The sequence below is a fragment of the Kitasatospora sp. NPDC008115 genome (assembly GCF_042957205.1).
In the GTDB taxonomy this organism is placed as follows: domain Bacteria; phylum Actinomycetota; class Actinomycetes; order Streptomycetales; family Streptomycetaceae; genus Kitasatospora.
In genome coordinates, this window is the sequence record NZ_JBIBHU010000002.1 from 415,727 (window position 1) to 439,490 (window position 23,764).

Annotated in this window: 20 protein-coding genes; 11 read left to right on the forward strand and 9 right to left on the reverse strand. The window is 74.8% G+C overall.

Translation table 11 applies throughout. The features are described 5' to 3' along the window. Positions 1-58 precede the first annotated feature (58 nt). The 3 genes from ACFZBX_RS04210 to ACFZBX_RS04220 all read right to left on the reverse strand — a co-directional run bounded on the left by ACFZBX_RS04210 (position 59) and on the right by ACFZBX_RS04220 (position 4,925). Positions 59-856, reverse strand: a complete 798-nt coding sequence (locus ACFZBX_RS04210; protein ID WP_391531408.1) for an MHYT domain-containing protein — start codon at positions 854-856, stop codon at positions 59-61. 494 nt (positions 857-1,350) lie between these two features. Continuing rightward, the gene (locus tag ACFZBX_RS04215) at positions 1,351-3,594 is read right to left on the reverse strand and encodes a glycoside hydrolase family 3 C-terminal domain-containing protein (protein WP_391531409.1); all 2,244 of its coding nucleotides are present in this window, start codon (positions 3,592-3,594) and stop codon (positions 1,351-1,353) included. A 71-nt stretch (positions 3,595-3,665) separates the two neighbouring features. Beyond that, a complete protein-coding gene (locus ACFZBX_RS04220; protein ID WP_391531410.1) occupies positions 3,666-4,925 on the reverse strand; it encodes an MFS transporter in 1,260 nt (419 codons plus the stop codon). Between the two features lie 110 nt (positions 4,926-5,035). Between ACFZBX_RS04220 and ACFZBX_RS04225 the strand changes: the two genes are divergently transcribed. Then, positions 5,036-5,698, forward strand: a complete 663-nt coding sequence (locus ACFZBX_RS04225) for a TetR family transcriptional regulator (protein WP_391531411.1) — start codon at positions 5,036-5,038, stop codon at positions 5,696-5,698. Here the strand turns inward: ACFZBX_RS04225 and ACFZBX_RS04230 are convergent. Further along, positions 5,691-6,335, reverse strand: a complete 645-nt coding sequence (locus ACFZBX_RS04230) for a TetR/AcrR family transcriptional regulator (RefSeq protein WP_391531412.1) — start codon at positions 6,333-6,335, stop codon at positions 5,691-5,693. The two genes, ACFZBX_RS04225 and ACFZBX_RS04230, sit on opposite strands and share 8 nt — an antisense overlap. A gap of 281 nt (positions 6,336-6,616) precedes the next feature. On the opposite strand from ACFZBX_RS04230, the gene ACFZBX_RS04235 reads away from it, so the two are divergent. From ACFZBX_RS04235 to ACFZBX_RS04275, 9 genes are all read left to right on the forward strand, one after another. Further along, positions 6,617-8,290: an FAD-binding dehydrogenase gene (locus ACFZBX_RS04235; protein WP_391531413.1), complete on the forward strand. Its 1,674-nt coding sequence runs from the start codon at positions 6,617-6,619 to the stop codon at positions 8,288-8,290. Positions 8,291-8,584: 294 nt separating this feature from the next. Further along, positions 8,585-9,367, forward strand: a complete 783-nt coding sequence (locus ACFZBX_RS04240; protein WP_391531414.1) for an AfsA-related hotdog domain-containing protein — start codon at positions 8,585-8,587, stop codon at positions 9,365-9,367. Positions 9,368-9,536: 169 nt separating this feature from the next. Further along, a complete protein-coding gene (locus ACFZBX_RS04245; RefSeq protein WP_391531457.1) occupies positions 9,537-10,703 on the forward strand; it encodes a 4-hydroxybenzoate 3-monooxygenase in 1,167 nt (388 codons plus the stop codon). Positions 10,704-10,746: 43 nt separating this feature from the next. After that, positions 10,747-12,480: a methyltransferase gene (locus ACFZBX_RS04250; RefSeq protein WP_391531415.1), complete on the forward strand. Its 1,734-nt coding sequence runs from the start codon at positions 10,747-10,749 to the stop codon at positions 12,478-12,480. Between the two features lie 54 nt (positions 12,481-12,534). Beyond that, positions 12,535-13,923, forward strand: a complete 1,389-nt coding sequence (locus ACFZBX_RS04255) for a uracil-xanthine permease family protein (RefSeq protein ID WP_391531416.1) — start codon at positions 12,535-12,537, stop codon at positions 13,921-13,923. 142 nt (positions 13,924-14,065) lie between these two features. After that, positions 14,066-14,797, forward strand: coding sequence for a hypothetical protein (locus tag ACFZBX_RS04260; RefSeq protein WP_391531417.1), 732 nt, complete (start codon positions 14,066-14,068; stop codon positions 14,795-14,797). Between the two features lie 46 nt (positions 14,798-14,843). Further along, a complete protein-coding gene (locus ACFZBX_RS04265) occupies positions 14,844-15,416 on the forward strand; it encodes an OsmC family protein (protein WP_391531418.1) in 573 nt (190 codons plus the stop codon). 56 nt (positions 15,417-15,472) lie between these two features. Beyond that, entirely contained in the window at positions 15,473-17,056 is a 1,584-nt protein-coding gene (locus ACFZBX_RS04270) for a phytoene desaturase family protein (RefSeq protein WP_391531419.1), read from the forward strand. A gap of 96 nt (positions 17,057-17,152) precedes the next feature. After that, positions 17,153-19,195: an ATP-binding cassette domain-containing protein gene (locus ACFZBX_RS04275; protein ID WP_391531420.1), complete on the forward strand. Its 2,043-nt coding sequence runs from the start codon at positions 17,153-17,155 to the stop codon at positions 19,193-19,195. 50 nt (positions 19,196-19,245) lie between these two features. On the opposite strand, the gene ACFZBX_RS04280 is transcribed toward ACFZBX_RS04275, so the two are convergent. The 5 genes from ACFZBX_RS04280 to ACFZBX_RS04300 all read right to left on the reverse strand — a co-directional run bounded on the left by ACFZBX_RS04280 (position 19,246) and on the right by ACFZBX_RS04300 (position 23,514). Then, positions 19,246-19,950, reverse strand: a complete 705-nt coding sequence (locus ACFZBX_RS04280; protein WP_391531421.1) for a hypothetical protein — start codon at positions 19,948-19,950, stop codon at positions 19,246-19,248. A 94-nt stretch (positions 19,951-20,044) separates the two neighbouring features. Further along, positions 20,045-20,401 carry a hypothetical protein gene (locus tag ACFZBX_RS04285; protein WP_391531422.1) on the reverse strand — a complete coding sequence of 119 codons (357 nt, stop codon included), beginning with the start codon at positions 20,399-20,401 and terminating at the stop codon, positions 20,045-20,047. Between the two features lie 104 nt (positions 20,402-20,505). Further along, entirely contained in the window at positions 20,506-21,639 is a 1,134-nt protein-coding gene (locus tag ACFZBX_RS04290) for a hypothetical protein (RefSeq protein ID WP_391531423.1), read from the reverse strand. Positions 21,640-22,085: 446 nt separating this feature from the next. After that, positions 22,086-22,670 carry a hypothetical protein gene (locus ACFZBX_RS04295; protein WP_391531424.1) on the reverse strand — a complete coding sequence of 195 codons (585 nt, stop codon included), beginning with the start codon at positions 22,668-22,670 and terminating at the stop codon, positions 22,086-22,088. A gap of 58 nt (positions 22,671-22,728) precedes the next feature. Next, positions 22,729-23,514 (reverse strand): glycoside hydrolase family 25 protein, encoded by a 786-nt coding sequence (locus ACFZBX_RS04300; RefSeq protein ID WP_391531425.1) that lies wholly within the window; start codon positions 23,512-23,514, stop codon positions 22,729-22,731. Positions 23,515-23,585: 71 nt separating this feature from the next. Here ACFZBX_RS04300 and ACFZBX_RS04305 point away from each other — a divergent pair, with 71 nt between their 5' ends. Next, positions 23,586-23,759, forward strand: coding sequence for a hypothetical protein (locus ACFZBX_RS04305; RefSeq protein ID WP_391531426.1), 174 nt, complete (start codon positions 23,586-23,588; stop codon positions 23,757-23,759). Positions 23,760-23,764: the final 5 nt, after the last annotated feature.

Here is a 23,764-nt window from a genome sequence, read left to right on the forward strand (position 1 = left end):
GCGACGGCCCGGCGCGGGAATCCTCCGCGCCGGGCCGTCCGGTTCACCCGGTACCGGATCACCTCTGCCGTTCGAACAGCGGCACCCGCACCGGCTCCGGCCTGGCGGCGGCCCGGCCCGACAGCGAGGAGTCCTGCGGCGACAGCATCAGGACGATCCCGCCGAGCGAGAGCAGCACGAGGACCGCCACCGCGAGCGGGGTGATGAACTGTGAGGCCGGGAGGCCACCGCCCGGGGTGCCGCCGTCGAGCACCACGGAGACCGCGGCCATGCCGGTGTAGTGCATGGCGACCACGGCGACCCCGGCGATCAGCGCCGAGGCCAGCGAGGCGAGCAGACCGGTGATGTTCAGTGTCATCCACAGCGCGACGGTGGACGCGGCCACCGCGATCGCGACCGAGGCGGCCACGATGGACATGTCGTAGGACACCTGTCCCTGGACGTGCATCGCCGCCATGCCGAGGTAGTGCATCGCCGCGACGCCCAGGCCCATCACCGTGCCGCCGACCAGCAGGGTGGACAGGCCGCGCGGCCGGTAGCCGACGTAGAGGATGCCGAGGCCGCAGACCGTGATCGCGAGCAGCAGACTGCACAGCGTCAGCGGCACGTTGTAGAGGATGGTCGAGCCGGTGACGTTGAAGCCGAGCATCGCGAGGAAGTGCATCGTCCAGATGCCGCAGCCGATCTCGGCGGCGCCGAGCAGCAGCCAGCCGAGCCGCCGGCGCGGCGGCAGGTTCAGGGCGCGGACGGTGCAGCGGAGGCCGAGCGCGGCGCCGAGGCAGGCGACCACATAGGAGAGGACAGGGTTGATCCAGCCGTAGTGGAAGCCGTCGATGGGTGCGGTATGGGTGTGCATGGAGGTACCTGAGCTGACGTGTGGTTGATGGACGGGAACGGGAGCGGTCCGCGCCGGGACGAGGGGCGGCGCGGTCCTTCCGGTTCCAGGGGTACACGATGGACCGGAACGCCCGGGGAAGGACGGCTGAAGGGGAGCGGTCCACCGGTCGGCGGCGCCCAGGTATCGGGCCGCACCCGCCCCGGTCGGTGTACCGTCACATCGCTCCTCGAAGGCCCGCGTTCGGCGACCCCTGCCGCCCGCCCGGTGTCGAAGGCCGCGGGCGCCGTGGCAGAGGTGTCGGCAGAACCTCCGCCGGCCTCACGTGTGGCTCCATGCTAACGACCCCCGCGAGTCAAGGACCGGGCGGGGGTTGTCGGGGGGATGTTTCGTGAAGGTTGGAGGGAGTGGCGGTCCCTCGGCGCGTGGGCCGGTGCGGAACGGACGCCGGGCGCGGCGAGGGGGGTGGGGCCGTCCCCGGCCCCGGCCGCACACCGGCCGGGGCGGGCCCGCCGCTACCGGTCCTGCCGCCGCCGCGTCACCTCCGCGACCAGGGCGGTGATGTGGGCGCGGGTGACGCCGAGGCCGAAGCCGGTGAACTTCAGCAGGGGCACCTGGTGGGCGGCGGCCAGGAGGCGTGCGTCGCTCTCGGCCAGGGTGGAGGCGAACGGGAGGTCGGCCAGGTGCTCGGCGAGGACGGCGGAGCCGATCGGGTGCGCGAGCCACTCGCCCAGGCTGGAGTGCGGGGTCAGCGGGTCGAGGACGCCGTCGCCGGGCGTCCGCAGCCAGGTGCGCAGGCGGATGTCGCGGGAGGAGGCGCCGACCTCGACGGTGAAGGTGCCGGGGTCCACGCGCCAGTCGCCGCGGGCCGTCGACCAGCGGGCCAGGTCGCGGGCGGTGAGCCGGAACTCGGCGCGGCCCGAAGCGCCGGGCTCCAGGCGGAGCTTGGCGAATCCGCGCAGTTCGTGGCGGGGCCGGGTGGGCTGCGGCTCGTCGACGGCGAGGTAGAGCTGGACGATCTCGGCGCCGGCGCGGGATCCGGTGTTGGTGACGGTGACGCGGGCCGTCCAGGCGTTCTCGCCGGTCCGCTCCACCTCCAGGTCGTCGTAGTCGAAGGTCGTGTAGCTCAGCCCGTGGCCGAAGGGGTAGGCGACCGGGAGGTTCATGGTGTCGTAGTGGCGGTAGCCGACGTAGCGGCCCTCGCCGTACAGGCTGTGCCCGTCCTGGCCGGGGAAGTGCGGGTGGCAGGGGGTGTCCTGGAGCCGGAGCGGGATGGACTCGGTGAGCTTGCCGGACGGGCTGTGCGCGCCGAACAGCAGGTCGGCGAGGGCGCTGCCGCCGGCCTGGCCGCCGAGCCAGGCCTCCAGGACGGCCGTCGCGTCGTCCTGCCACTCGGCGACGGACACCACCGACCCGTTGGCCAGCACGACCGCGACCCGGGGGCAGACGGCGGCCACGTGCCGCAGCAGCTCCAACTGCTCGGCGGGCAGCCGGATGTGGGTGCGGTCGAGGCCCTCGGTCTCGGCGGTGTCGGGCAGGCCGAGGAAGAGCAGCACGGTGTCGGACCCGGCGGCGAGGGCGACCGCCTCCGTGGCGAGGACGGCGTCGGGGGCGCCGTCCAGGGTGAAGCCGGGGGCGAAGGCGAGCGCGAGGTCGGGGCCGGCCTGGGCCCGGAGCGCGTCCCAGGCGGTGTCGACCCGGGTCGGGGTGACCCGGGAGCTGCCGTGGCCCTGGTAGCGGGGGGTGCGGGCGAACTCGCCGATCACCGCGACCCGCCGGCGGGCCTGCGGGTCGAGCGGCAGCAGTCCGCCGTCGTTCTTGAGCAGCACGGCGCCGTCGCGGGCGGCCTCGCGGGCCAGTTCGTGGTGGGCGTCGGCGTTCCAGGCGGCCGGCCGCTCGGCCCGGTCCACCCGGTCGCGCAGCCGCAGCACGCGTTCGGCGGCGGTGGCGACGGCGGACGCCTCCAGCCGGCCCTCCTCGACGGCGGTGACGATCTCCTCGTCGGTGCCGGTCGGCGGCATCTCCAGGTCGAGCCCGGCGGCCAGGGCGGCGACCCGGTCGTTGACGGCGCCCCAGTCCGACATCACCAGGCCGTCGAAGCCCCACTCCTCGCGCAGGATCCGGGTGAGCAGCCCGCGGTCCTGGCTGGCGTGCACGCCGTTGATCCGGTTGTAGGAGCACATCACGGTGTACGGCGCCGCCTCGCGCACGATGTGCTCGAAGGCGGGCAGGTACAGCTCGCGCAGCGTCCGCTCGTCGACGTCCGCGCTGACCCGCATCCGCTCGGTCTCCTGGTTGTTGACGGCGAAGTGCTTGACGCAGGCGCCGATCCCGAGGGACTGGATGCCGGTGACGACGGCGGCCCCCATCCGTCCGCTGACGTGCGGGTCCTCGGAGAAGTACTCGAAGTTGCGGCCGCAGAGCGGGCTGCGCTTGATGTTGACGCCGGGGCCGAGGACCACGTCCACGCCGAAGACGGACGCCTCCCGGGCGAGGGCCGCGCCGACCCGGTGGGCCAGATCGGTGTCCCAGCTGGAGCCGAGGGTGACGGCGGGCGGGTAGCAGGTGGCGGGCAGGCTGGTGCCGAGGAAGGAGACGCCGGGGCCGTCCTCGGCGGGGCGGCGGATGCCGTGCGGGCCGTCGGAGACGGTGAGCGCGCGGACCGTGTCGCGCACCGCGGTGGTGGTCCACGAGGTCGCGCCGGAGGTGAGCGAGGCCTGCTCGGCGAGGCTCAGTTCGGAAACCCGGTCGGAGGTCATGTGGTCCTGCTCTCTCTGCGCTGTGGGTGGGGTCAAGGGGGCCGCCGGCGGGTCGGCGGGCCGCGGGCCGGTCAGCGGACGCGACGAACGGGCAGCACGGCCAGGCCGCCGCCGGCGGTGACGGCGATGGCGAGGACGAACAGGGCGGAGTACCCGAACGCGGGGACGACCGCTCCGGCGATGATCGGCGCCAGCACCTGCGGAGCGGTGTTGGCGATGTTGAGGAAGCCGAGGTCCTTGGCACGGCTGTGGTGGTCGGGCAGGACCTCGGCGACGATCGCCTGGTCGACGGCGATGAGGCAGCCGAAGCCGAGTGAGGCCAGCACGGTGAAGAACAGGAAGGACCACAGCGCGGGCGCCACGGTGAGCGGGACGAGCCCGGCGGCGGCGATCACCGCGGCCGCCACGACGAAGGGCTTGCGGCGGCCCACCCGGTCCGACAGCGGCCCGGAGATCGCCACGGACACCCCGGCGAACACCGCGATGATCAGCCCGCCGAGGGTGACGACGGTGCCGGCGTCCCCGGTGGACATTCCCAAGTGGTCGGTGAGGATGAACAGTTGGTAGACCAGCACCAGGTGGATGCCGAGCATCGCGAGAAGCCGGCTGACCAGCGCCCAGAAGTAGTCGGCGTCCCGGGGCGGCAGCAGCGAGCGCAGCAGGCCGCCGTGGGGCGGGGCGGCGGGGGCGGCGTCCAGGGCCGGGCGGTCGGGGGCGAACCGGACGAAGGCCAGCGCGCCGAGCACGGCGAGCCACGGCAGCCAGCGCAGCCCCTGGTCGGGGTGGGTGACCAGGAGGCCGCCCGCCACCGCGCCCAGCCCCTGGCCGAGCAGCTGGCCCAGGCCCGCCCAGGAGGAGGCCCGGCCGAGCCGCTCGGTGGGGACCCGGTCCGGCAGCACCGCGTAGAGCGCGGCGAGCATGGCGTTGAGGCCGGTCTGGAAGCAGATGGTGAGCGTCAGCAGGACGGCGAAGCTCTCGGTGCCGGACATCGCGGCGACCGACAGCGCGTAGGCGAGCGCGCCGGCCAGGATCCACGGATTGCGCCGGCCCCAGCGGGAGCGGGTGCGGTCGGAGAGGAAGCCGAAGGCGACCACGGCGACGGTGGAGGTGAAGGCGCCGGCCGCCGCGGCGGTGCTGTAGTGCGTGAGCTTGGTGTCCGGATCGATGCGCTCGAACAGCGCCTGGAGCAGGGTCCAGCCCGCGGTGACCGGCAGCATCCAGCCGAGGTGGGCGGCGCCCAGCAGCGGGCCGAGGCGCCGTGCGGGCCCGGGGGGTCCCGGCGGCGGGGCCGTCGGGACCGCCGGGCGGAAGCGGGTGGGGGTGGTGCTCAAGACGGCTCCTTTGCCGTGCAGGTCGGGGGTGCCGTCACCATAGCCATGAAAACTTAGACACTCAAGGTTTTCATCCTCGCAGCTCCGCCCCGGCCTCGTAGAATCCGTTCATGACCAAGCCCAGGGGCCCCTACGCCAAGACCTCCTCGAAGCGGCAGCAGATCATCGAGGCCGCGCTCGCCGCCTACGCCGAGGCGGGCAGCCGCAAGGTGTCGGTGCGCGACATCGCCCAGCGGGTCGGGATGACCGATGCCGGGGTGCTGCACCACTTCGGCGGCCGGGAGGCCCTGCTCACCGCCGTCCTCGCCGCCCGCGACGCCGCCGCCGAGGAGCGGTTCGGGGCGTTCGAGGACCGGAGCGCGGACGACTCCCTGCGCGTGCTGGCCGCCAACGCGTCCACCCCCGGGCTGGTCAAGCTCTTCGTGGACCTCGCCGCGGCCGCCGCCGAGCCGGACCATCCTGCCCACGACTACTTCGGCGAGCGCTACGACCGCTACCGCGGGCGCCTGGCCGAGCAGCTCATCGAGCGGGCCGCCGCCGAGTCGGAAGCCGCCGAGCCGGCCGCCGCGGCGTCGGAAGCCGCCGAGCCGGGGGCCGTGGACGAGGAGCGCGCGGCCGAGGCCGCCTGGGCGGCCCGGGTCCTGATCGCCGCGACCGACGGGCTCCAGCTCCAGTGGCTGCTCGACCCCGGGATCGACATGGCCGGCGACATCCGCCGCCTCGCCGACGTCCTGCTGGACGCCCTGGCGGGACGGGGCCGCCCGGTCAGCTGACCGGGCCCGTACCTGGGCCCGTACCCGTACCCGGGCCTGGCCCCGTACCCGCACCCGGACCGCTCAGCAGCGCCTTCCAGCCCCGCCGGACCAGGCCCGGCACGTCCACCGACGGGTCGTTCAGCCCCTGCAACTGCGCCCCCTCGACGAGCGCCAGGAACGCGGCGGCCGTGAAGTCCGGGTCCAGCCCCGGGCCCACCGAGCCGTCCGCCCGCCGTGCCTCCAGGTGGCCGCGCACCGCCGAGCGGAACCGCTCGAACCGCTCCCGGAAGTACGGGTGCGCGGGGTGCCCCGGGTCCACCGAGGACGCCGCGAGGTGGACGTACAGCCGCACCCGCGCCGGGTTCGCCGCGTTGGCCTCCATGACCCGCGCCATGAACTCGCCGGGATCGCCGGCCCCGGCCAGCGCGTCCCAGCGCAGCGCCGCCAGCTCGTCGTTGTCACGCAGGACCTCGGTGAGCAGCTCGTCCTTGGACGCGAAGTGGTGCATCAGCCCGGTCAGGCTGATCCCGCTCTCCTTGGCGATGGCGCGCAGCGACGTGCCCCGCTCGCCCTCGCGGGCGAACACCTCGAAGGCCGCCGCCAGGGCGCGTTCACGCTGCGCCCGTCCCTTGGGCGTGGAGCTGCGGTTGGCCACGGGGGGAGTTTATGCGACCCGCCGCGGGTCTCTCCGGGGCGAACCCTTGTCGGCAAAAACCGAACGCTGTACTGTTTCGGTCACCTCCCACCCGAAGCGAAACCAGGGCGTCGACGCGCCCGGCCGGCCGCCGAATCCGCGACAGCGCGCCACAGCCGGCCCCCTTCGGCAGTCCGACCCCTCACCACCCCTCACCACCCCCCCGCGGCCGCCGGCCGGACCGGCGCCCACCGCCCCGCGCTCCCTGCGGGCCCGTGACGGCACTTCCCCGAGGACACCCCATGGACACTGACGTCATCATCGTCGGAGCCGGCCTGGCCGGACTCACCGCCGCCCACGAACTCACCTCCCGGGGACGCAAGGTGATCCTCGTCGACCAGGAGAACGCCGCCAACCTCGGCGGCCAGGCCTGGTGGTCCTTCGGCGGCCTTTTCCTGGTCGACTCGCCCGAGCAGCGCCGGATGCGCGTCAAGGACTCCTTCGACCTCGCCTGGAGCGACTGGCAGGGCAGCGCCCGGTTCGACCGCCACGACGACGAGGACCGCTGGGCGGTGCGCTGGGCCCGGGCCTACGTCGAGTTCGCCGCGGGGGAGAAGCGTTCCTGGCTGGCCGGGCACGGGCTGCGCTTCCTGCCCACGGTCGGCTGGGCCGAGCGCGGCGACCTGCGCGCCGACGGCCACGGCAACTCGGTCCCGCGCTTCCACGTCGCCTGGGGCACCGGCACCGGTGTGGTCGCGCCGTTCGCCCGCTCCGCCCGGCAGGCCGCCGCCAACGGCCTGCTGGCCTTCCGCCACCGCCACCGGGTCGACGAACTCGTGGTCACCGACGGCGTGGTGACCGGCGTGCGCGGCCGGGTCCTGGCCCCGGACGACTCGGTGCGCGGTGCGGCCTCCAACCGCGAGGAGACCGGCGACTTCGAACTGACCGCCCAGGCCGTGGTGGTGGCCGCCGGCGGCATCGGCGCCAACCACGACCTGGTCCGCGCCCACTGGCCGGCCCGCCTCGGCACCCCGCCCGGGCACATGGTCACCGGCGTCCCCGCCCACGTCGACGGGCGGATGCTCGGCATCACCGCGGACGCCGGGGCGCGGCTGGTCAACAGCGACCGGATGTGGCACTACACCGAGGGCCTGCACAACTGGGACCCGATCTGGCCCGGCCACGGCATCCGGATCCTGCCCGGCCCCTCCTCGATGTGGTTCGACGCCCTCGGCCGCCGGCTGCCCGAGCCCTGCCTGCCCGGCTACGACACCCTGGGCACTCTGCGCCACCTGCGCACCGACCCCGAACTGGCCGGGCACGACCACTCCTGGTTCGTGCTCACCCAGAAGATCATCGAGAAGGAGTTCGCGCTCTCCGGCTCCGAGCAGAACCCCGACATCACCGCCGGCGACCGCAAGGCCTTCGTGCGCGAGCGGCTGCTCGGCAAGGGTGCGCCCGCGCCGGTCGAGGCGTTCAAGCGGCACGGCGCGGACTTCGTGGTCGCCGCGACGCTGGAGGAACTGGTCGCCGGGATGAACGCGCTGACCGACGCCCCACTGCTGGACGCGGCCCGGATGCGCGGCCAGATCGAGTCCCGGGACCGCCAGTTGTCCAACCCCTACAGCAAGGACGCCCAGGTGCAGGGCCTGCGCAACTCCCGCCGCTACCTGGGCGACCGCCTCGGGCGCACCGCCGCCCCGCACCGGCTGCTCGACCCGGCGGCCGGCCCGCTGATCGGCGTCAAGCTGCACGTGCTGACCCGCAAGACGCTCGGCGGCATCCAGACCGACCTCTCCTCCCGCGCGCTCGGCGCCGACGGCACACCGGTGCCGGGACTCTACGCGGCGGGCGAGGCCGCCGGGTTCGGCGGCGGCGGAGTGCACGGCTACAACGCGCTGGAGGGGACGTTCCTCGGCGGCTGCCTGTTCTCCGGGCGCGCGGCCGGCCGCGCGGCGGCGGAGGCCACGGCCTGACCGGCGGGCCGAGGGGAGGGCGGGGTTTCGGTCACCGAAGGGTGTGTTTTGGGACGGCCGCGACGGGTCGCGCGGGTGTTCCCGGGAGCGGGTTGCCCGGACTGGTGATCGATGGTTTCCTCGGTCCTCGTGACCTCGCCGGTACCACGCGTCGCATACCGAACTGATGCGACATCAGTTTATGGCGATACGTCAGAAGAGTCATCCGGAGCGGGACTTGAATGGATCGATGGCGATCCGTCGGAACTGCTGACCGGCCCCGTCGAGGGCCCGGCGGCGGGCGTCCCGGTGGTGGTGGACGAGCGGGACCGGTGCTTCTTCGACCACCCGCTCGACCACGTACCGGGGATGGTGCTGGTGGCGGCGGTCCTCGACCTGCTCCGGGCGCGGGCACCGCGACAGGCGGCCGACGGCCGGCTGTGGCTGTCGCTGACCTTCGACCGGATGTGCGAGCTGGGCCCGCCGGTGTGGCTGCACAGCGAACCCGCCGCGTCCGACGACGGCCCGGCCTGGCGGTTGCTGGCCGTGCAGGACGGCGTGACCGTCTGCCGGGCCTCGGCCGGCCTCGGCGGCGGCGCCGGCCCGACCGTGCCGCCCGCCGCCGCCCGGGTGGTGCCGCCCGCCGCCGCCCGCGAACGGCAGGCGGCGCCCGCCGACCCTGCCCTGGTCCACCGTCATCTGCCGGAGAACGTCATGGTCGGCGAAGCGGTGCGGACCGAGCGGGCGGCCGTACTGGTGCCGCCGCCGGGGCACCGGCTCGCGGGCGCGGGGACGCACACCCCGGCCGCGCTGATCGAGTCGGCCCGGCAGTTGGCGACGATGCTCGGCCACACGGCCCACGGCCGCGCCGCGGACGCGCAGATGCTCTGGCTGTCGCTGGAGGCGGACCTGCCGACCGGCCTGCCGGCGGCGGTGCCGCTGGAGCTGTGGTGGGAGTTCACACCGCCGCGCGGCGCACGCGCGGTGTACCGGTTCGCCGTGGTGGAGGCGGCGAGCGGCGAGCGGTTCGGACGGATCGAGATCGGCGTCCACACCCTCAGCCGCGCCGGATACCTGAAGCGGAGGGCGGCCGGATGAGTACGGTGGAACCGGCGGCGGCCCCGGGAGCAGGCCGTTCATCAGCCTATTCACCCTCCGGAGTGCGCTCCACCCCTCCCCGGACCCGCCGGGCGACTATCATCAAGATGTTGTGACCAGTCGTCAGAACGCTGAAAGAACAACCGATCTCACCGAGGAGTCGGCCGCGGTGGTGATCCTCGGCGCGGGCCCGGCCGGCCTCGTCCTCGGCAACCTCCTGCACCGGGCGGGCGTCGACTGCGTCGTCCTCGAACGCGCCGACCGCGCGCACCTCCACGCCCGCGCCCGGGCCGGCTTCCTCGCCCGGAACACCGTGCGCGTGCTGGACCGGCACGGCCTCGCCGACGGCCTGCACCGCCACGGGAAGCCCCACACCACCTGCGAGTTCCGCACCGGCGACGGCCGCTTCCGGCTCGACTACGCGCACCTCGGGCGCGGCGAGTCCCACACCGTCTACCCGCAGCAGGACCTGGTCGCCGACCTGCTCGCCTCCTACCTGGACGCCGGCGGCCGGCTGCACTTCGGCACCGAGGCCCACCGGGTGCTCGGCACCGACGGAGACCGCCCCACCGTCGAGGCGAGCGGGCCGGACGGCCGCCCGATCCGCTGGCGGGCCCGCTACGTCGCCGGCTGCGACGGCCGCCACGGCGCCGCCCGCCGCTCACTGCCACCCGGCGCCGTCGTCCACCACCACGACCACGGCCTGTCCTGGCTCGGCCTGCTCGCCGAGGCACCGCCCAGCCTGGACGCCGTCGGCTACGCCGTGCACCGGCGCGGCTTCGCCGGCCACATGGCCCGCACCGACCGGATCACCCGCTACTACCTGCAGTGCGAGCGCGGCACCCTGCCCGAAGCGTGGAGCGAGGACCACATCTGGCACGAGCTGGAGGTGCGGATGCGCGCCGCCGAACACGGCCCGCTGCACCGGGGGAGGATCGTCCAGCGCGCCGTCGTCGACCTGGAGTGCGACGTCGTCGAACCGCTGCGCCACGGCGCGCTGCTGCTCGCCGGCGACGCCGCGAGCCTGATCACCCCCTCCGCCGCCAAGGGCGCCAACCTCGCGGTGCTGGAGGCGGAACTGCTGGCCGCCGCCCTCGTCGACGACCTCGCCCACGGCGACGGCCGCGCCCTGGCCGGTTACTCCGACCGCTGCCTGGAGTACATCTGGCGGGCCCAGGAGTTCTCGCACTGGATGGTCCGGCTGCTGCACGCCGTGCCCACCCCGCACGGCGGCCCGTCCTCCTTCGACGAGGGACTGCGCCGCGCCCGCCTGACGGCCCTGCGCACCTCGCGCGCCCAGCAGGACTGGTTCGCCGAGAACTACGTCGGCCTCTGAACACCCCCCCGAGCACCGTCTCCCGCACCAAGGACGCACCACGATGACCACCGAGGACGACACGTCCCGCCTCCGCGCGACGGCCGACTTCGTCCGCCGCCACGACACCGCCACCCTGCTCCCGCTCCTCCTGCCCGGCCTCGACGACACCCGCCTGCGCACGCTCACCCGCCACCTGCGCTTCCTGCACGCCGCGGTGCTGGTCTTCCCGCCCGACACCCGGACCCTGCTCGCCGACCTGGCCGCCTGCGGCCTGGCCGCCGACACCCCGCCAGGCCCCAGCACCGTCGTCCGCCGCCGGCTGGCCGAGCGCCACCGCCGCGAGGCGGCCACGCTCGACGTCACCATCCGGCGCCCCGCGGTCCCCGGCGCCGGCCCCGAGCCCCGCACCGTCGAGGTGTTCGCACTGACCGTGCCGCCCGGCTCCGACCTGCGACCGCTCGCCGACCACGAACGCGCCCACCAGCACGAGGCCCACCTCGCCTTCGAGGTCCTCCGCCCCGAACCGCTCCTCCTGCGCGGCCTGTGCGCCCTGCTCGCCGAGCACGGCGCCACCCCCGACGGCGGCGGCCACAACCCCCACGAGAACGGCACCGTCCTCTACTTCACCGCGCCCCCCGCCGCCCGGGCCGGCTACCGCCGCCTGGAGCTGTACGCACCGGGGGACCACCCCGACGCCCTCGCCGCCCACCTGGCCGCCTCCACGGCCCGCCCGCCGGCCGAGACCCTGCTGCGCCTGCTGACCGGGGCCTGGACCACCCAGGCCCTGGCGGCCTTCGCCCGGCTGCGCCTGCCCGAGGCCCTGGCCGACGCCGGGGCCGTCCCCACCGCCACCCTCGCCGCCCGCACCGGCACCCACCCCCGCGCCCTGGCCACGCTGCTGCGCTACCTCGCGATGCTCGGCGTCGTCGCGCCCGAGGGCGACGGCCACCGCCTCACCGCCGCCGGCGCCCTGCTGCGCGAGGACGCCGAAGGCTCGATGCGCCCGCTGGCCCTGCTCTACGGCGGCCCGTTCTACCGCTCGTTCGGCGGACTCGACCACACCGTCCGCACCGGTGAGCCCGCCTTCGACCACCTGTTCGGCGAGAACCACTTCGACCACTTCGTCCGCGACCCCGCCCTCGCCGACCTCTTCGACCGCTCCATGGCGGCGAGCGCCCGGATGTTCGACCCCGTCCCCGACCACCCCGCCCTCACCGCCGCGGCCCGCTCCCCGGCCGGCGCCACCGTCGTCGACGTCGCCGGCGGCAACGGCGAACTCCTCGCCCGCGTCCTCACCGCCCACCCCCGCCTGCGCGGCGTCCTGCTGGAACGCCCGCACGCCGTCGAGGCCGCCCGTGCCACCCTGGCGGCGGCGGGCTGCGCCGACCGCTGCGAGTTCCGCGCGGGCGACTTCGCCGACGTCCCCGGGGGCGGCGACGTCTACCTGCTCTCCCGGGTGCTGCACGACTGGGACGACGAACGCTGCCGCGCGATCCTGCGCCACTGCGCCCGCGCGATGCCCGCCCACGCCGACCTGCTCGTCATCGAACGCCTGCTGCCCGCCGACGGCTCGCCCTCCCTGGCAACCGCCTGGGACCTCCACATGATGTGCAACGTCGGCGGCCGCGAACGCCGCGCCGACCACTACGCCGCCCTCCTCGCCGCCGCCGGCCTCGGTCTCCTCGGCCACACCCCGCTCCCGCTCGACGCCGCCCTCCTGCACGCCCGCAGGGCCGCCGCGCCGCGCGAGAGCGCAGGTCAACAGGGGGGTGGTGGCGGAGTGAACGCCGGGTGACCAGGACAATGGTCCGGACAGTTCCCCGGTAGTACAGAGAAAGCGAACCCCCACATGGATCTCGGCGTGCGCTGGAAGCTGCACGGTGACGGGCGGACGCCCGCACCGGGAGCGGTCGTCCGCCCCGACGAACGGCTCTCCTGGCCCCGGACGGCGGGGCTCGGCGCCCAGCACGTGGTGGCCATGTTCGGCGCGAGCTTCGTGGCGCCGGTGCTGATGGGGCTCGACCCCAACCTGGCGATCATGATGTCCGGCGTCGCGACCGTCATCTTCCTGCTCGCGACCCGCGGCCGGGTGCCCAGCTACCTCGGCTGCTCGCTCTCCTTCGTCGGCGTGGCCGCGGTGATCCGCGCCCAGGGCGGCACCAGCGCGACGGTCACCGGCGCCGTGTTCGTGGTGGGCGTGGCGCTGTTCCTGGTGGGCGTGGCGGTCCAGCGGTTCGGGGCGCGGATCATCCACGCCGCGATGCCGCCGATCGTCACCGGCGCCGTCGTCATGCTGATCGGCTTCAACCTCGCACCGGTCACCGCCTCCACCTACTGGCCGCAGGACCAGTGGACGGCGCTGCTGGTGATGCTGTTCACCGGCCTGGCCGTGGTCTGCCTGCGCGGCTTCTGGTCGCGGGTGGCGATCTTCCTCGGCCTGCTCTTCGGCTACGGCATCTCCTGGCTGTTCGACCGGGTCTTCGGGAAGATCCACTCGGTGGACGGGAGCGGACAGGCCACCGACCACTGGCGCCTGGACCTGTCGGGCGTCGGCCAGGCGGACTGGATCGGCCTGCCCGACTTCCACGGCCCCTCCTTCCAGTGGTCCGCGATCCTGGTCGCGCTGCCCGTGGTGATCGCACTGGTCGCCGAGAACGCCGGGCACGTCAAGGCCGTCGGCGAGATGACCGGCGACAACCTGGACGACAAGCTCGGCACCGCGATCTCGGCGGACGGCGTCGGCTCCATGCTGTCCACCGCGCTCGGCGGCCCGCCGAACACCACCTACTCCGAGAACATCGGCGTCATGGCCGCCACCCGGGTCTACTCCACCGCCGCCTACTGGGCCGCGGCCTGCTTCGCGCTGCTGTTCGGCATCTGCCCGAAGTTCGGCGCCGTCGTCGCGGCGGTCCCCGGCGGTGTGCTCGGCGGCATCACCGTCATCCTGTACGGCATGATCGGCCTGCTCGGCGCGCAGATCTGGACCAGGTCCGGGGTGGACCTGCGCAACCCGCTGAACCTGGTGCCGGCCGCCGCGGGCATCATCATCGGCATCGGCAACGTCACCCTGAAATTCAGCGACACCTTCAGCCTCAGCGGCATCGCGCTCGGCACTCTGGTCGTCATCACCGGCTACCACGTGCTGCGGGCGCTGGCCCCCGCGCACCTCAAGACGCAGGAGCCGCTGCTCGACGAGGGCACCTCCTCCTACGACGCCGACTCCGGGGAGAACCACTAGCCGCGAGAGGACCCCGGTGATGCCGACGGCCGGAGAGGTGCCCGAAAGGGCCCTCTCCGGCCGTTCCGCTTGGCCCGGCCGGACGCCGGGTGGTCGAATCACCTCCTACGTCCGTCGCGGCCACTCGATCCCGGGGAGAACCATGTTCCTTCCGACCCGCCACCGCAGGACCACCATCGGCCTCGTCGCCGCCACCGCGCTCGCACTCACCTGCGGCTGGGCCACCGCGGGAAGCTCCGCCGCCGAGGCCGGCAAGGTGCTGTGGACCCCGAGCACCGCCAAGGGCCCCTCCTCCTTCACCGCCGTCCAGTGCGCCGCGGGCGACTTCAAGGTCGTCACCGACCCCGCCAAGGGCAGCGTGTGGCGGGCCTTCCAGGCCGCCGGCGAGGAGCGCTGCGAGACGCTGAGCCCCGACCTCAAGGAGGGCGACACCTTCTACCTCGGCTGGTCGTCCAAGGTCGACATCAAGGACACCAACAGCCGCTACGTCTTCCAGCTGAAGTGCTCGCCGAGCACCGGCACGGCCAACCACCCGATCGAGATCGACGCGACGACCGGGCGCATCCGCCTCCAGGAGTGGGACACCGACCACGTCGCGCACACCCTGTGGACCGCGCCGACCGCCAACAACCAGTGGCACTCCTACGCGCTGAAGATCCGTCTGGGCCGCACCGACGGCACCATCGACTTCTGGTTCGACGGCGTCAAGCAGACCTTCACCACCGGCTCCGGCACCTTCACCGGCACCACCTGGGACGGCACCCGCAACTACCTCAAGTGGGGCTCCTACCACCTCTCCACCGGCGACGCCTCGAACACCTTCACCAGCCCGGTCATGGCGACCACGCTGGAAGCGGCCACCGCCGGCTCCTGAGGCGGTCACCGCCCCCCGAGGCGCTCCGGGCCGTACGCTACGGGCCATGACGCACACACCTGCGATACGACGGCCAGGGCTGGCCGAGCACCTGCGTGACAAGGGCGCGGCCATGCGCGACGCCGCCCGGCGGCGGCCGGACGGCGCGGACTGGGAGGAGGAGGTCGGCGCGGTCTGCGTGGCCGACGACGCGACCGGGGTCCGCAAGGTTCGGATGGGGGACTGGTCCCTCATCGGCGACGGCGGGCCCGACATCGGCGGATTCGGTCTCGGCCCGTCCTCGCCGGAGCTGTTCTGCGCGGTGGTCAGCACCTGCCTGACCCACACGATCCTGTGCGTCGCGGCGCTGGCGGACGTCCCCCTGGACCGGGTCGAGGTCCGGGTCAACGCCCGCAACAACGACGCCCGCTTCTTCGGCGTGCCGACCGAGGCGCCGGCCGTGCCCTACGACCTGACGGCGGAGGTCGAGCTGCGGGGACCGGCCGAGCCGCGGGCGCTGGCGGAGCTGCTGGCCACCGCGGACGCCCGCTGCCCGATGCTGCGCCTGGTCCGCGCCGAGCACAGCGTCACCGTCCGCCTCGCCGTGGACGCCCCTGCCGGCCTTCCCGCCGGGGACTGACCCGCCCGGCCGCCGCCCTGTTCCCCGGGCAGCCCGGGTGCCGTAGCGTGCCGGACATGGCGAACTCGTCCTCCCGGCACGACGTCGTGATCGTCGGCGGCGGCCACAACGGACTGGTGGCGGCGGCCTACCTGGCACGCGCCGGGTACCGGGTGCTGCTCCTCGAACGGCTCCCGAGGCTCGGCGGCGCGGCGGTGTCGGCCCCGGCGTTCACCGGCGTGGACGCCCGGCTGTCGCGCTACTCCTACCTGGTGAGCCTGCTGCCGCGGAAGGTGGTGCGGGAGCTCGGGCTGCGCCTGGAGCTGCGCCGGCGCCGGATCGCCTCCTACACGCCCGCCGTCCGCGACGGCAGGCCCACCGGACTGCTGGTGGACGCCGCCGACGCCGGCCGCACCCGGGAGTCGTTCCGGGCGCTGACCGGCACCGACCGCGAATGGGAGGCCTGGCGGGGCTTTTACGCGATGACCGGGAACGTCGCCGAGCGGGTCTTCCCGACCCTCACCGAACCGCTGCCCGGCCGGGCGGAACTGCGCCGGCGGGTCGGCGACGACGCGGCCTGGAGGGCGCTGTTCGAACGGCCGCTGGGCGAGACCGTCGAACAGGCCTTCGCCGACGACCTGGTGCGCGGCGTGGTCCTCACCGACGCGCTGATCGGCACCTTCACCCACGCCCACGACCCGTCGCTGCGCCAGAACCGCTGCTTCCTCTACCACGTCATCGGCAACGGCACCGGCGACTGGGACGTCCCGGTCGGCGGCATGGGCGCGGTGACCGACGCCCTCGCCGAGGCGGCCCGGGCGGCCGGGGCCGAGCTGCGCACCGGCTGCGAGGTCACCGCCCTCGCCACCGACGGCACCGGCGAGGCCGAGGTGACCTACCGTCACCGGGACGGCGAGGCGGTGGCGGCGGCCCGCCGGGTCCTGGTCAACGCCGCCCCGGCGGTCCTGGCCCGGCTGCTCGGCGAGGACCCCGGGCCCGCCCCCGAGGGCGCCCAGCTGAAGGTCAACATGGTGCTGCGCCGGCTGCCGCGACTGCGGGACCCGGCCGTCGACCCGCGCGAGGCCTTCGCCGGCACCTTCCACATCGCCGAGGGCTACCGGCAGTTGGAGAGCGCCTACACCGAGGCGGCGGCCGGCCGGATCCCCTCGGCGCCGCCGTCGGAGATCTACTGCCACTCGCTCACCGACCCGTCGATCCTGGGGCCGGAGGCCGTCCGCCAGGGGTGGCAGACCCTCACCCTGTTCGGCCTGCACCTGCCCGCCCGGCTGTTCGCCGACCCGGCCGCCAAGGAGCGCGCCCTGGCGGCGAGCCTCGCCCGGCTCGACGCGGTGCTGGCCGAGCCGCTCGCCGACTGCCTGGCCGTCGACGCCGACGGGCGGCCCTGCGTGGAGGCGAAGACCCCGCTCGACCTGGAACGCGAGATGGGCCTGCCGGGAGGCCACATCTTCCACCGCGACCTGGCGTTCCCGTTCACGGAGGACGGAACCGGGCAGCCGCGGGACGCCGCCGCCCGCTGGGGCGTCGCGACGGCGCACCCCGACGTCCTGCTGTGCGGCGCCGGCGCCGTCCGGGGCGGCGGCGTCAGCGGAATCCCGGGCCACAACGCCGCCCGCGCCGTCCTGGAGGACCTCCGCGGGTAGGGGCCGCCGCCGAATCGAAAACGGGCTGTTCGCTCCAGGCTCGCCCGGAACCGCCGAGGTTGAACGCCCGCGGGCGACGGGGCAATATCCCACGCCATGACAGCCCTCCGGAGGACCGCCAAGTCCTGCCTGACAAAGTCGAGTTCACCCACCCCCACCCCCGCCCCCGGTGCCGACGAGGCCGAAACAGCCGACGGCTCCGACCGCCCCGAAGCCCCCGACGGCGCCGACGACTCCGACGACTCCGTGATGATGGAGTGGCAGCCCCCGGGCAGCGACGCGGAGATCATCGACGGCACCAAGACCACCCTGCGGGCCACCGCCCGCGCCCTGCCCCGGCTCCTCGCCCTCGCGCTGCGCCTCGGCCGGCAGGCCGACCGCCCCGCCCTGGCCGCCCTCCTCGCCTGCGCCGCGGCCTCCGCCGTCGCCCAGGGCTTCGGCCTGCTGGCCACCACCGGCATGATCACCCAGCTGGTCGCCGGCACCGGCTCCATCGCCGACCGCCTGGCCCGCTCGGTCCCGTCCGTGGCGTTCCTCGCCGCCATGTCCGCGACCGCCGCTCTGCTGCGCATCACCAGCGAGTGGGCCGCCGAGCGGATCGGGCCGAAGGTCGCCCGGGCCGCCGAGCTGGAACTGATCGACGCCGCGACCCGCGCCGAACTCGTCGCCTACGACAACCCCAGCTTCCAGGCCGCCTGGGACGCCGGCGACCGCGGCGCGGGCGCAACCCGGGACCTGCTCTCCCAGGCCCGCGACGTGATCGGCTACACCGCCAACCTCGCCGCCGGCGGGATCGTGATCGCCACGATCCACCCCGTGCTGCTCCCGCTGCTCGTCCTCGCGGTCATCCCGCAGGCCCTGGCCCGCACGGCCGCCGCCAACGCCTTCTACCGGGCGATGATGTCCACCTTCGGCGCGACCCGCGCGGCCAATGTGCTGCGCTGGTTCCTCTGCGACCGCCGACTCGCCGCGGAGGTCCGCTCCAGCACCATCGCGCCGTTCCTGCTGCGGATCCACCGCAGGGCCGTCGCCAAGGTCACCGAGGCGAGTGACACGGCCGCCCGCCGCAGCGCCGTGCTCGGCCTGTACGGGGCGGCGGCCTCCGGTGTGGGGGCGTGCCTGGTCTGGGGCGGCCTCGCCTGGCTCCTCGCGGACGGCCGCGTCACCCTGGCCTCGGCCGGCACGGCGGTGATCGCGCTGCGCGCCGCCGCCTCGGACCTGCACGTCGCCGCCAACTACAGCGCCGCCGTGCACCGCACCGGTCTGTACGTCGGCGACTGGCAGAAGTTCATCGCGATGGCCCGGGCCCAGCGGCTGGACCGGGGAACCCTCGCCCCGCCGGCCGGGGCGGCGGTGATCGAGGCGCGCGGCGTCACCTTCAGCTACCCGGGATCGGAGCGGGCCGCCCTCAAGGGGGTGGACTTCCGGGTCGGCCGGGGCGAGATCGTCGCCGTGGTCGGGGTCAACGGGGCGGCGAAGTCGACGCTGATGAAGCTGCTGTGCGGCCTCACCCTGCCCGACAGCGGCACGGTGACCTGGGACGGCGTCGCCACCCGCGATCTCGACCCGGACCTGTTGTGGCGCCAGACGGCGCTGGTCCAGCAGGACTTCGCGCACTGGCCGCTCACCGCGCGGCAGAACATCACCCTCGGCCAGCCGGACGGGGCGGGCGACGCCGCCGTGCTGGAGGCGGCCGCGGCCACCGGCGCGGACGAGGTGATCGCCGAGCTGGCGCACGGCCTGGACACCCTGCTGGCCAAGGAGTTCTGGGGCGGCGCCGAGATCAGCGAGGGGCAGTGGCAGCGGGTGGTGACCGCGGCGGCCTTCCACCGGGCGAGGTCCGGCACCCTGCTGATCCTCGACGAGCCGACCAGCGCGATGGACCCGCGGGCCGAGCACCGGATCTTCACCGGTCTCGCGGAGGTCGCCAGGGACTGCGCGACGGTGCTGGTCACCCACAACCTGGAGAACACCAGGGTGGCGCACCGCATCGTGGTGCTCGACCACGGCCGGGTGATCCAGGAGGGGACGTTCGAGCGGCTGGCCGCCGAACCGGGGATGTTCGCCGACCTGCGGGCACTGCAGCACGACCGGGCCCCGACCGTGCCCGCGCAACGGTCGGACACCGCCCGCCCGTAGGGTCCGTGCGGCCGGCCCGGTGGAGTCCTGGCCGGCCGCCCGGGCGGGGGTCAGGCGTGCAGCTGGGCGGCGAGCTTCTCGGCCAGCGCGCGCAGGGGCTCCCCGGTGAGCGCCGCGTCCGCGCCCGGTGCCTCGGTGCCCTGGCTGACCAGCAGCGCGAGGTCGCCCTTGTCCGCGACCTCGACCCGGGCGATGGCCACCGACCCTCGGCCGGGGGCGGTCTTCGCCTGCCCCGGGGCGGGCTGCTCCGCGGAGGCGGTGACCACCTGTTCGGTCGTGAGGTCGCCGGCCCGCTGGATGTAGGGAAGGACCAGGTTGACCGCGATCCCCTCGGCCGGGGCGGCGACCACGCCGATCTCCACCGGCGTCCGCCCGGCGTTGTAGGAGCACCACACCTGGACGTTCTCGGGCCGCGCGGGCAGCGTCGCCACGGCCGGGGCGGGCGTGATGCCGGCCGGGACCGGCACGGCCTGCTCGGACGGGACGACCTCGGCCCGCACCGGGTGGCCCGCACCACTGTCCGGGGTGACACCGCGCTCGATCCCCACCGCCTTCAGCGCGCCGGCCAGGTCCAGGCCGAACGGGCACGAGGGGTCCGGACCGAGGCCCTGCACCGTCGACTTCAGCCTGGCGAAGGAGAGCGTCCCACCGCCGGACGCGGCGTCCGTCCCGCCGGACGACGAGCAGGCGGCCGTCCCGAGCAGGAGCCCGGCCAGGGCCAGCGGAACGAGCGCGGTCTTGGGGTTGGTTGTCATCCGGTCAGCCTACGGTCCGCGGCACGGCCCCACGCTCGCCCGGGTGTTCGGGGGCGGGGGCGGGGCCGCGGGCCGTGCCGCCGTGGCCGGTGGTTCAGGAGTCCGGCCCTTCCCCCGGGCGGAAGCGGTGGGCGCCGTCCGGGGGCGGGCCGTACCCGTGTGCGGTGGGGGAGAGGTGGCCCGCCTGCTCCCCGGCGCTCCGGCAGGTGCTGCAGGTGTGCCAGTGCGGCCGGGGCTGCGGCCGGTCGGGGTCGTCCGCCCGGTGCGGAGCGAGGGTCATGTCGGAGGTGTCCAGGCCGCACAGGGTGCGGGGGCCGCAGGCGCCCGAGGCCTCCGTGGGGGCGGTGTGCGCGCGGCGCACCGGGATCCCGGGCTCGGCGGGCGTGTGGCCCGGGCCGAGGATCCTGATGTTGGTCGGTGTGTCCGGTTCCAGTACGACGACGATGTCCATTTCCTCAACGTGGCCTCAGGTCCGGTCCGCCGCACCCGCACGCGGGCATCCGGCCCAACCGGCCGGCCCCGGGCACGCGCGGCGCCCGGGGCCGGCCGGCGTGGTCAGAACGCCGAGGTGTACGCGGTGAGGAAACGGGACGCGACCGGGGAGCCGGAGCCGTTGAAGCACAGCGGGTAGAGGTTCACCGTGCCGGCGCTGCGGGCCCAGGGCGCGGCCAGGCCGCAGTAGTCCGGGCCGGGACCGAACGCGGTGACCTGCGCGGTGTCCGCGGGTACGGCGATGTTCGGCAGGTTGACGGTGTAGGGGACGGAGCCGGTGAGCGTGTTCGGCGGGCCGGAGGAGTTGAAGTTGGTGCCGGCCGGCACGCCGCCGTTGAACCACAGGTAGCCGTAGGACTTGGGCGGCAGCGCCGGCCCGTGCACGGCCCGCTTCTCCGAGTAGCTCAGCGTCCAGCGGGTGTCGTAGGGGGCGTTGGCGGCGTTGTAGCAGTTGACCAGGACGGTCTGGCCGCTCGCCGAGGGCACCCAGTCGCCGACCTTGCAGCGCGCGCCGGCGGCCGGGTCGACGGCGGTGACCTCGATGTTCCCGGAGTGGGTGGACTGGCCCAGGCCGGGCAGCCAGACCTTCCAGGAGCCGGTGCCGCCGTAGCCGACCGCGTTGGCGGCGCCGGTCGAGTTGTACTGGGTGATCACCGCGCCGGTGGTGTTCGAGTAGACGTATCCGTAGCCGCCGACGGCGGGCGCCGGCACCCCGCTGCTGGTGGTGTAGAGGACGGTGAACCGGGTGTTCTCGGGGGCGCCGCCGGGCCGGTAGCAGCCCACCGCGACGTCCTGCCCGGTGCCGGCCGTCGCCCAGCCCCTGACCTGGCACCAGCTGCCGGTGCGGCCGACGGCCGTCACATGGGCGATGCCGCCGGGACCGGCGATCAGCGGGAAGTGCACGACGTAGGTCCCGGTGCCGGTCTGGTCCACCCGGACCGGGTTGGTGGCCGGCGTCGGCCAGCTGCCCCACTGGCGGGTGGTGTCGGGCACGTAGCCCGCCGGCGGGGTCGGGTTGTCGAGGTACGCGAAGCCCCAGCGGTCGGGCACGGCGGCGTGCGCCGGGCCGGCCGCCGGGAGGCTGACGCCCAGCAGGGCGGCCAGCACGGCGAGGACGGGCAGCAGGGCGCGGACGGCGCGCAGCGCGCGGTCGGCGGGGACGGGTCTGACCGGTGGTACGGCGGTGCCGACGTGCATGGGCATACCCCTTGGGTGTGAGGAATCACGAACGGCCTGCGCGGTGGTGCCCGTCCTGCGGTTCCGCCGGTGCCCGGGGTGAGCCGGCGGGCGGCGGCCGACGGGTGGCGGCCGGTCCGTCAGGGAGGGGACCGGTTCCGCCCGGCGTCGGCCGGCAGTGACGGGGTCGGGGGTCAGGCCCGACGGCGCTCACATCGTAGGGGCGCGCCGCGCGGCCGCACAGGCCTGCGGTACGCGCCGCCCGGCCCTTCGCGGGGCACCCGGAGGCCGCCCCTCCGGCGGCCTGCCGCCCCGGCTGCCCCGCCCGCCGCCGCACCGGCCCCACCCGCCCCACGGCGCCCGCGCCACCCCGCCGGAGCGCTGACCGGAAACCGCCCTTCCGGCTGTGCGCCCCCCGCGCTCCCGGCGGGTGCCGGGAGCGCGGGGGGCGCTTGGAGGCGGGTGCGTCAGTCGGAGAGGTTGACCGGGCGGTAGGCGTGGTAGCCGTCACCGGACTTCAGGCCGTAGCTGTGCGTGGCGTGCCTGGTGCCGACGTGGCCGGCCTGCTCGTAGGAGGAGTAGGACTTCTTTCCGCTCTCCCACTTGTCGAAGATGACGACATGGCGGTGGTTGGGGTCGTTGCTGTTGGCCTTGATGACCAGGTCGCCCTGGCGCAGCTCGGACATCTTGATCGGCTTGGTCCAGCCGTCGTTCTTCAGCGCGACGGTGTTGGGCCCGGACTTGGGCAGCCTGAGCGCCATCGAGGCGAAGCCGGAGCAGTCCTGGCGGTAGCCGTCCTTCCAGTTCTTGTGCTGGGAGTACGGGACGGGCTTGCCGCCGTTGGCGGTCAGCCACAGCCTGGCGCGGCGGATCTCCTCGGCCCGGGTGATCTTCGGCGCGGCGGCCCGCAGGCCGTCCTCCTGGGTGGCCGTGGCCGTGGTCGCGCCGTCGAGGGGCGCGGTCGCGGCGGCGGGCCCGGCGAGGGTGAGGGAGCCGAGCAGGGCGGTCGCGGCGAGCGCGGGGACGGTCCAGCGGTGGAAGCGGCGGTTCATGAGGGGTTCCTGCCTTTCTGATGCGGTGTCTGTTCTCTGGTGATGGTTCCGGGGGGCGTCAGCCCAGGTGGGCGAGGCGGCGCAGCGCGGCGCGGTCGCCGTGGAACACGTCGGCGTCCATCGGCAGGCCGGCCGTGCCCGGCACCTCGGCCCGCTCGCTGTACTGCCAGAAGTCCCAGCCGGTGGCGCCGGGCAGCGGCCGGGGCTCGGTGCTGCCGTAGCGGGCGAGCCAACTCCGGTAGCCGGAGAGCTCCTTGGTGCCGCCGAGGCAGTCGTCGACGACGTTGCGCCGGGTGTAGACGACCGGCTCCGTGCCGGTGGCCTGCCGGACGCGCTGGAGGAAGGCCTTGACCTGGCCGAGCGGGATCCGCCCGTCCTTGCCGCACTCCTCCAGGTCCAGCGCCGGAGGCAGCTCGCCGGGCCGGCTGCCGGTGAGGCCCTCGCGGCGCAGGACGTCGACGAAGTGGTCGGCCTGCGCGGCGCCGTCCTTGTCGGGCTTGAAGAAGTGGTAGGCGCCGTGGACGAGGCCCACCGAGCGGGCTCCGGCGAGGTCGCGGCCGAACCAGCCGTCGTCGAAGGTGAGGCCCTCGGTGGCCTTGAGGTAGACGAAGGACTGGCCGCCGCGCGCCACGGCGGGCCAGTCGAAGGCCTTGTCGCCGTTCCTCGTCTCGTGGCTGTGGTGGGAGCTGTCGAAGCCGCGCACGGTGTAGGCGTCCGGCCCGGTGCCGGCGGCCCCGGCGGGCGTGACCGGTCCGGGTGCGGCCAGCGCCGCGGCGAGCGCGGCGACCGCGACGGCCGCCGCCCGGAGCGCTCCGCGGAGCGGACGGCGGGGCAGGTGCGACATGGTGGGGTTCTCCTCTGCGGTGAGGCGTGGACGGAGGGTGGTGACGGGGCGTCGGCCGGGCGGTGCGACCGGTGGTGGTTCGGTCGGTGGTGGTGCGGTCGGTGGTGCGCCGCCTCGTCGCCGGGCCTGATGAGAGCTTCGCCCGCCGGCCGCCCGGCCTGCACCGGGTGCCTGTTGTCGCCCGCCGCCGACACCTCGACAACACCTCCGACCTGCCGCTTCGACCCGCGGCCCGGGACCCGTGACGCAC